This window comes from Acinetobacter sp. CY73 (assembly GCF_059515865.1).
In genome coordinates this window covers 1-8,731 of sequence record NZ_JCAKMZ010000054.1, presented here as the reverse complement: position 1 = coordinate 8,731, position 8,731 = coordinate 1, and the positions used below count along the sequence as shown (strand labels likewise).

The window sequence follows — 8,731 nt, the reverse complement described above, 5'->3', positions numbered from 1 at the left end:
GAGCTAATTGATGCCTATTGATCAGATGAATCATCCGTTGGTAACAGGGTAAGCTTTTAAATAAATGATTTTTATCCTGTTTCAACCATGTGAAAAAGGCTTTGAAATTAGTGAAATGAGAACATTTGTACCAAATAGCGATAAAACAGATTTCTGAAATGGTTAAATGAGCAGTTCTGATTCTTAAGGAACGATTACTTTGCTTAAGAAAATTCCAATAGGTTGCTTCAAATTTGAGAAAGAAATCATCAATTACGCTGAATAATTCGGTACTATTAAACATTAGGACTAGAGTTGTGAGTTTTGTGTGGTAACTCAACTGATGGCTCTAGTCCTCTTATTTTTCAAGTCAATTTCTTATCCGCGATTCGGGTTAATTAAATAAATGATTTAAATGGATAATAAATTTAGAAAATGTCCAAATGATGGTTGCATTTTAGATTTCTATAAAGGGGTTTATGAGGCTGTATATGTAGTTCTTCATCCTTTTTAATATAGTACTATCATTGATTTCAATGAGATAAACGACGAGAGTTGGCCTAGCGATACGGAGTTACTTAAACATTGCAATACGATATTATGGAAGGATATTTTAGAAATTGCGAAATTTAATAACTTAAGTGAAATAGATATTGGCTTGAGAACCTCCATAGGGGGATTAAAAAAAGACCTGGAAGCTCCTTTGCTTGCAGAAAAAATCAGAAAACTCTTTTTTGATCAAAAAATTATTTCACCAGAGTCAACAGGTCTAATTTCACCATTTGTTTTTAAAAAGATTTTTAGCAGTATTCATAGACTTGCTATTAATCAGATGTGGTTGATCGACGAGTTTTGTCTCGAAATTCCTAAAGTGAGAGACATTGAAACAATCGTGAATAATCTGAGCATTGAGCGAGGGAGTTATTATTTTGATAATAATACTTTACTTGTAACAACACATTGGGATAGTCACTGTAGCTTTGTTTGTGGATCAAAAAGCTTATTAGATCAATTTGTTGCGCTAAGCCAATTAGAAGGATTTTTTTGTTCAAACAAAACCCAAGTATATTGGGGGATATATGATTTATAAATTTTGAATTAAAAAACCCGCAACTTGTGCGGGTTTTATTTTATCCGGAAAATTTCAGATTATTTTTCAGCAGCAATAGATGCAATTGCAGCATCAACGCCTTCAATTGAATCAGCAGCTTTCTTAATACGAGCAAGGGCATCTACAAGAACTTCGTCAGCAGTTGCATAAGAAATACGCATGAAACCACCTAAACCGAATGCATCACCCGGAACAACGGCAACACCCGTTTCTTCCAATAACCATTCAGAGAATTCAGTGCAAGACTTTAAGCCTTTAGCACGAATAAGCGGGCGGATGTTTGCGTATGCATAGAATGCACCATCAGCAGGTAAGCAAGAGATACCGTTGATTTCATTCAAACCATTCACAACGAGGTCATGACGACGTTTGAATGCTTCAATCATAGGCTCAAGAACATCTTGAGGACCATTCAATGCAGCTTCAGCGGCAACTTGAGAAATAGACGTTGGGTTTGAAGTCGATTGAGATTGGATTTTTTTCATTGCGCCAATAAGCTTAGCAGGACCTGCTGCATAGCCAATACGCCAGCCAGTCATTGCATATGCTTTAGACACACCGTTCAGAACGATTGTGCGGTCATAAAGGTCTGGAGCTACCGTTGCAATGTTGTAGAACTCATCATCCCAACGGATTGGTTCGTACATATCGTCAGATGCGATATACACTTCTGGGTATTTACGAAGAACTTCAGCCAAAGCTTCAAGCTCAGCTTTGGTGTAGATCATACCTGTAGGGTTAGAAGGGCTGTTTAAAACAACTAAACGCGTTTTGTCAGTAATTGCTGCTTCTAATTGAGCAGGTGTGATCTTGAAACGTTGTTCTTCACCACATTTTACAATGACAGGAACGCCTTCAGCGATGATCACCATATCTGGGTAGCTTACCCAGAAAGGAGCAGGGATAATGACTTCATCGCCTTTGTTCAACAATGCTAAAGCAAGGTTGAAGAATGATTGTTTACCACCACAAGAAACCAAAATTTGGTTAGCTGCATAGTCAAGGTTATTGTCACGCTTGAACTTAGCAATGATTGCTTTTTTAAGACTTGGCGTACCGTCTACAGCTGTATATTTGGTAAAACCATTGTTAATTGCTGCAATTGCTGCATCTTTGATGTGTTGCGGAGTATCGAAATCCGGTTCACCTGCGCCAAGACCAATGACATTTTTGCCAGCTGCTTTGAGTTCAGCAGCTTTATTGGTTACAGCAAGTGTAGGGGACGGTTTGATGGCATTAACACGATCAGAGAGACGTACGTCCACGGCATTATTCCTTCTTATAGGGATTAAAAAATAAAAAAGCACACTATCTTAGCTTAAATTTTGCTAGTAGGTCTTATCAATTCACATCTTATTGCTAAAAAATAAAATAAAAATATTAAATAAATGTTTTATCGTTGAATGATTAGCCAAATACAAGGTGACTCGCAAAAAAACTGTTTTTTCCGTACAATAAGCTTAGATTGAATTGAGTTATAGCAATGAGCACGCAAAACCCTTCCCCAAAAAAGCCAGTCGTGAAATTACCTTTCCCAGTAAAGCAAGTAAATGATGCTAAAGCTGCGGATGAAGAAGTTGAAGATTTACGTCCAAAGCCACAACCTTATGCGGATCGTACTTGGATGCCACCACGTGGTACACGTCGTTCTTTTGGTAAGCGTTAATTTTTCTTCTGTTTAAGAAAAAAAATAGGTGCATCAAGCACCTATTTTTTTATTTAAAAATTTGATTTGATTAGATGAAGTTAAGCTTTTGATCTAGATCCGTTAGATCGTAACGCTCACCTGTGTAGAACTCAATAGTTTCAACTTTATGTTTGTCACTTGCAGCCCAGTCTTTGATGGTGATTTTGTCTTGACCATTTTGCAGTTGAAGGACTAAATCTTTACCAGAGCTGTTCACAAGTAAATCATTTACATTGATACCTTTGCCAAACAGAATGGTGTCGTTACCGCCTTTTTCATAGATCGTGTCAACACCGAAACCGAGTTCAAATTCATAAGTTTCATTGCCTAAACCACCTTTAAGTTGGTCATTACCAGTACCACCATTCAAGATGTTGATTAGACCGCCATTCGCCTCAAGTGTATCGTTACCTGCACCACCAAATAGACTATTATTTCCAAGGTTACCTTTAATAATATTATCGTCTGCATTACCAGTACCGTTAATATTGCTATTGCCTTGAAGTGTTAAGTTTTCAACATTTTTGGTTAAGCTAAAGTTAGATGCAGAACTGAAAACGGTATCAGTACCTTCATTGGCGTGTTCAAGAACGAAGTCATTATTTGATTTTACGTGATACGTATCGTTACCACGACCACCCACAAGTACATTGATGCCTTCACCACCATCTAATATGTCGTTGCCCCAACCACCAAATAGCAAGTCATCGCCTTTAACACCATAAAGCTTATCGTTACCTACACCGCCTTTGATCACATCATTGCCAGCTTTGCCATTCAATGTTGTACCAAATGGATTGATAGTGCTGATGATATTGGTATTAGGATTCAGGATGTTGGTCGCAACTGCAACGCTTCCAGCTAGATCACCTGCATATGCATAAGCAATTTGAGTCAATGTGTTAACCAATTGGTCTTTGGAAGAGAAGCCATTTTGCAACAGTTCACCATTAATGTACTGACCTACAAAGTTCAAGCCTTCGGTAGTAATTTGCCCCACGACATCCAATAGACTTGCCCCACCTTTAAGATTTGCTTTCACTACATCCCCAAGTAACTCGACGTACCATGAGAATGGGCGACTTGCTCCACCATTGAGTTCAGATGTGTCTACACCGAGATAGTGGTCTAAAATACTTGCAGGAGTAATGCCTGTCCAATCACTTAAAGTACCACCAAGGTTGTTAAGTGCTTGAGTCGCATCCATGTGGACTAGACCATATTTACCGTCAGAGCTTGGTAAGTAACCCACTGGAACAACTTGGTTGCCCTCTGCATCTTTAACACCATTCAAGAAATTATCAGCTAATGTTTTAATCAAAACATTCGATGCTTGATAGAAATCTTCATTAGTAAATTTAATACCTTTCTCTGCTAATGATTTCTCAGTGCCTAAGCGTACATACTGATATAACAAACTCTTAGGATCAGCAGTTGCAACAGCTTCAGCCACTTTAAGCCAGTTTTTAGTTCCTTGATCGACTGCATCATTTGAAGCTAAATCATCTTTGATTGCTGTATAGATTGGACGCCATAAGTTACTTACCTTAAGCGAAGGTGCTTCTGAGAACTTTTTATAAAGTTCTTGAACTTGGCGGAACGTTGCTTCACTCACCAAATAACTTTTTTGACCCAATATATCAACTGAGCTTGGTTTTCCATTTGAGCTTGATTGATTTGGATTATTTGGAACTAAAGGCCATGTAGGAAAGATAGGCTGAACAGAGCCAGTAGGCCATTCATTATCGTAATGCGTTGGATTAACAGGAACTGTTCCACCGATCCCTTGGCCCACAGTTGTTAAAATATCTGAAATTTTATCGATGATTGTATCACCAGTTTTATGCGCAATTTCAAAACCAGGAATTAGCTGATTACCAGCAAGCCCAAGCGGTGAAGCAGCATCGAAAACATCATTTACAACGTTACTAGTACCAATAATCGCATTACCAATTAATTCACTTGGAACATTCAATAAGCTATCTAAAGTTAATTCTTGATCAACCCATTCATTTTTATGATGTGTATCTTTAACTTCTACTGTTGAACCTAGAGCTGAACCGACACCACTAACGGTTGATGTTACAGCATCTACAATTTTATCACCCAATTCGTGAACTGCTTCAAAAGGTTTACCCAATAAAGCATTACCTGCAAGACCAAGGGGAGAAACCACATCAAGTACTGTATTTAAAGTATTAGCAACAGTCACTAAACCATTACCCACTAACTGAGCTGGGATAGAAAGCACTGAACTTGCTTTGAAATCTGGTAGATAGTTGAAAATAGGAGAATCTTGAACACCACCAGACACTTTATCTAGAACATTATCAATAAGACCGGTAACTAAGCCAGGCTGAGCATCAGTCCATTCATTATCATAATGTGTATCATTAGGTTGAACCGTTCCACCTATAGCTTGACCTAATTTATTTAAACCATCTGAAACAGCATCAATAAGAGTATCGCCAGCTTTATGAACAGGTTCAAATCCAGGAATAATGTTATTACCTAGAATTGCGACAGGTGCAGCAGCATCCAGAACATCATTCACAATATTTGTCGCACCAATGACGACATTGCCAACCAAATCACCTGGAACTTTCAGGATATTATCGAGAGTTAGCTCTTGATCGACCCATTCATTTTTATGATGTGTATCTTTAGCTTCGACTGTTGAACCTAGAGCTGAACCGACACCACTAACGGTTGATGTTACCGCATCTACAATTTTATCACCCAATTCGTGAACTGCTTCAAAGGGTTTACCCAATAAAGCATTACCTGCAAGACCAAGGGGAGAAACCACATCAAGTACTGTATTTACAGTATTGGCTACAGTCACTAAACCATTACCCACTAACTGAGCTGGAATAGAAAGTACTGAGCTGAACTTGAAGTTGGGTAAATAATCCAACGATTTAAATAAGGCCATTTTTAATTATCTCTTAACAAGGAAGATTTTTTAAACTTTTATTATTGAGTTATAGTAATAAAAGTGTGATTATGATCACACTTTTTAAGCGAATTAGAATTGTGAATTGTTAAACAATTCGATGAATTTTTTATGAAAAGCTTTCAGGAAATATTGCTAAATGAAATAAATTTCAATTTTTAAATAATATAAGTGGATCATTAAAATGATGAACCACTTTCATAGTCTTACTATGCAATAAGGTGAAAGATGTAGCGCTTATAAAAAAGACAAGCATAAAGCTTGTCTTGTGAAGTTTTTTTGAAATCAAATTAAAAAAATAACTATTCACTGCAATTATTTTCAGCTCTAAGATATGCATAATAATCATTTTTTTGTTTATACATCGCTTGATCCGCTCGTTTCAGCATGCAGTCAATTGGCTCATCATCTATAGTAGATGCATAACCCATGGATAGACTAATAGGATGCGCCGAGTAATATTGGTTATCAATATTCAATAATTCTTGAATAGTCATTAAAGTAGATTGTACGGTAGTCTCATTCGCACCTTGCATAAGCACGACAAATTCATCACCCCCAATGCGAGATGCAGTGAAGCTCGTATTGTTGATGGTACGCTCTAAAATGTTTCCCATTCGACGTAAAATTTCATCACCTGCATCGTGACCATAGGTATCATTGGTTTCTTTTAAACCATTCATATCAATAAAGATCGCAGATACTGGTCGCACAAGTGCCCTTTCTAGGCGATGGAGTTCTTCGGTGAAAAATGAGCGATTACACAATTTGGTCAATACATCGTGCTTACCTAAATATTCAAGGTAATTTTCTGCTTTTTTACGCGCTGTAATATCGGTCAATGCCAGTTGAACCAAACTCCAATCGTGTTCATAACCAGGGAACACAGTAAACTGAAGCAAGACGTTGCGAACAGTACCATCAAGTGCGTAATTTACTGCCTCACGACTATGATGAATTTTACCATTCCACAGTTCAATGAGCTGTTCTTTAAACGTATGATGCATTTCTTTGCTAAATACTTTATTTAAGCTTTTGAACATCGAATTTTTATCGTTGGCTTTAAACAGATCTAAAGTGGCTTGGTTGACATCTAAAAGAATAATGTCTTCAATGCACTGCTGTACAAAATCTTGATGAACATCAAGAAAGGTACGGAAGTCTTCAATACCGATGCGACGGAGATGATCCATACGCAATTTAACGCGGCTAAAATCTTCGACCCACAGCGATGTTGGTGAATAGTTAAAACGGGCTTCTGCGAGTCGTCTATTTTTTTCTTCTAAGCGACTAGCATTTAAATAATCAGTAATATCTTCTGTTGTAATCAGAACGCGATCTAAAGTTTCTTCAGAACCGGGAAGCACAACAGCACGTAATTTAATATCTAGACGACGACCTGAAATTGAATAATTGGTGGCGGTGCTGTTAAATTCTTGGTTACCTTCCCATATTTGTATTAATTCAAATAGGTGAGATTGAAACATATCTTGCTGAAAAATCACACTCAAATTTTGCGTGAGATGTTTCAGATTTCTAGCTTCAAAAAGATCTAAAGTCTTCTGATTGACACGTAGAATTTTAATCAGGTGAGCGCAATAAGCAATACGAGATTGATCTTCTTCTAAAAACGTTTTTAAATCTTGGATACCCTCGGCTTTCCAGAGATCCAGCTGTTTTTTGACTTCACTGAAATCTTCAAGCCACATTGGAATGGGGGATAAATCAAAAATCGAAGAGTCTAAAAGCTCCATGATTATAATGCCTGCTATTTCTTATTTATTCACTAAAATATATCATCAAAAACAACGTGATAGCAAATACACTTGCTTTAAAATCTGTGCTGTATAGTCACTTATTTAAATATTTTGAGAATTAATACTGTGTTTGCAGCTTTATAATTATAATTATAATTCTACAGATAGAGTTCAAAAATATAGATTAAATAGAGATGGATCGGGAAATTTGAACAACTCCTATAAGTGATATTCTGCTCCTCAAATGATGTTATAAACATCAATATATGGAGTATTTTATGGCACGTAGACCAAGAAGAAATCATTCAAACGACTTTAAAGCTAAGGTAGCGCTTGCTGCGATTAAAGCAGAAAAAACACTTGCTGAATTGAGTGCTGAATTTGATGTTCATCAAAACCAAATTATCGACTGGAAAAATCAATTGATCTCAGCTTCCTCGCAAGCCTTCGATCAATCAAAAGCTCCAGCAGAACCGCCCATTGATCTTAAAAAGTTACATGCAAAAATCGGTGAGCAGGCATTAGAAATTGATTTTTTAGAAGGTGTGTTGAAGAAACTGGGCCGCTTCAACCACAAAAGTTAATCGATCACTCACTTCAGATTTCAGTATCTAAACAAGCTAAGTTACTGAAGGTCTCTCGTGGTTGTTATTATTATCGCCCAAAACCTGTTAGCTCATCAGATTTGAAGCTGATGCGATGTATTGATGAATTACATATGCAATATCCTTTTGCAGGCAGTCGTATGATGCGTGATTTGTTGAATCGTCAAGGGCATCATATAGGACGACGTCATACAAGTACTTTAATGAAGAAAATGGGTATTCAGGCGTTATATTGTAAACCAAATTTAAGCCAGGCTACTCAAGCTCACCGTAAATATCCATATCTGCTCAAAGGATTGGCTATTCAGCGCAGTAATCAAGTGTGGTCAACGGATATAACGTATATCCCTATGGCAAAAGGCTTCGTCTACTTATGTGCTGTGATTGATTGGCATAGCCGCAAGGTACTTGCGCATAGGGTATCGATTAGTATGGAGGTGGATTTTTGTATTGCGGCTTTAAATGAAGCGATTGAAAAATATGGCCCACCTGAAATATTTAATACAGACCAAGGCAGTCAATTTACCAGTGATGCATTTATTGACGTGTTGAAATCAAATGACATTCAAATCAGCATGGATGGTAAAGGTCGTTGGGTTGATAATGTCATGATTGAACGATTATGGCGTAGTGTTA

5 protein-coding genes and 2 pseudogenes are annotated in these 8,731 nt (G+C 37.2%); 3 read left to right on the top strand and 4 right to left on the bottom strand.

The annotated features are described in order from the left end of the window. Positions 1 to 283, bottom strand: a pseudogene (locus AC5YD2_RS15825) (IS982 family transposase); the annotation flags it as partial. Between the two features lie 219 nt (positions 284 to 502). Here AC5YD2_RS15825 and AC5YD2_RS15820 point away from each other — a divergent pair. Then, entirely contained in the window at positions 503 to 1,069 is a 567-nt protein-coding gene (locus AC5YD2_RS15820; protein WP_496127227.1) for a DUF2711 family protein, read from the top strand. Positions 1,070 to 1,128: 59 nt separating this feature from the next. Here AC5YD2_RS15820 and AC5YD2_RS15815 read toward each other — a convergent pair whose 3' ends face one another. Beyond that, a complete protein-coding gene (locus AC5YD2_RS15815) occupies positions 1,129 to 2,355 on the bottom strand; it encodes a pyridoxal phosphate-dependent aminotransferase (RefSeq protein ID WP_496127226.1) in 1,227 nt (408 codons plus the stop codon). A gap of 218 nt (positions 2,356 to 2,573) precedes the next feature. Between AC5YD2_RS15815 and AC5YD2_RS15810 the strand changes: the two genes are divergently transcribed. Continuing rightward, positions 2,574 to 2,756: a hypothetical protein gene (locus AC5YD2_RS15810; RefSeq protein WP_496127225.1), complete on the top strand. Its 183-nt coding sequence runs from the start codon at positions 2,574 to 2,576 to the stop codon at positions 2,754 to 2,756. A gap of 70 nt (positions 2,757 to 2,826) precedes the next feature. Here the strand turns inward: AC5YD2_RS15810 and AC5YD2_RS15805 are convergent, their stop codons facing one another. Together AC5YD2_RS15805 and AC5YD2_RS15800 are read right to left on the bottom strand one after the other, a co-directional pair. Beyond that, positions 2,827 to 5,712 carry a calcium-binding protein gene (locus AC5YD2_RS15805; protein WP_496127224.1) on the bottom strand — a complete coding sequence of 962 codons (2,886 nt, stop codon included), beginning with the start codon at positions 5,710 to 5,712 and terminating at the stop codon, positions 2,827 to 2,829. Positions 5,713 to 6,035: 323 nt separating this feature from the next. Continuing rightward, positions 6,036 to 7,487 carry a sensor domain-containing diguanylate cyclase gene (locus AC5YD2_RS15800; RefSeq protein ID WP_496127223.1) on the bottom strand — a complete coding sequence of 484 codons (1,452 nt, stop codon included), beginning with the start codon at positions 7,485 to 7,487 and terminating at the stop codon, positions 6,036 to 6,038. Positions 7,488 to 7,756: 269 nt separating this feature from the next. On the opposite strand from AC5YD2_RS15800, the pseudogene AC5YD2_RS15795 reads away from it, so the two are divergent. Next, a pseudogene (locus AC5YD2_RS15795) lies at positions 7,757 to 8,731 on the top strand (IS3 family transposase); the annotation flags it as partial.

Coding starts and splice junctions, on each gene's coding strand:
- AC5YD2_RS15810 (WP_496127225.1), top strand. CDS start 2,574: ATGAGCACGCAAAACCCTTCCCCAAAAAAGCCAGTCGTGAAATTACCT.
- AC5YD2_RS15805 (WP_496127224.1), bottom strand. CDS start 5,712: ATGGCCTTATTTAAATCGTTGGATTATTTACCCAACTTCAAGTTCAGC.
- AC5YD2_RS15800 (WP_496127223.1), bottom strand. CDS start 7,487: ATGGAGCTTTTAGACTCTTCGATTTTTGATTTATCCCCCATTCCAATG.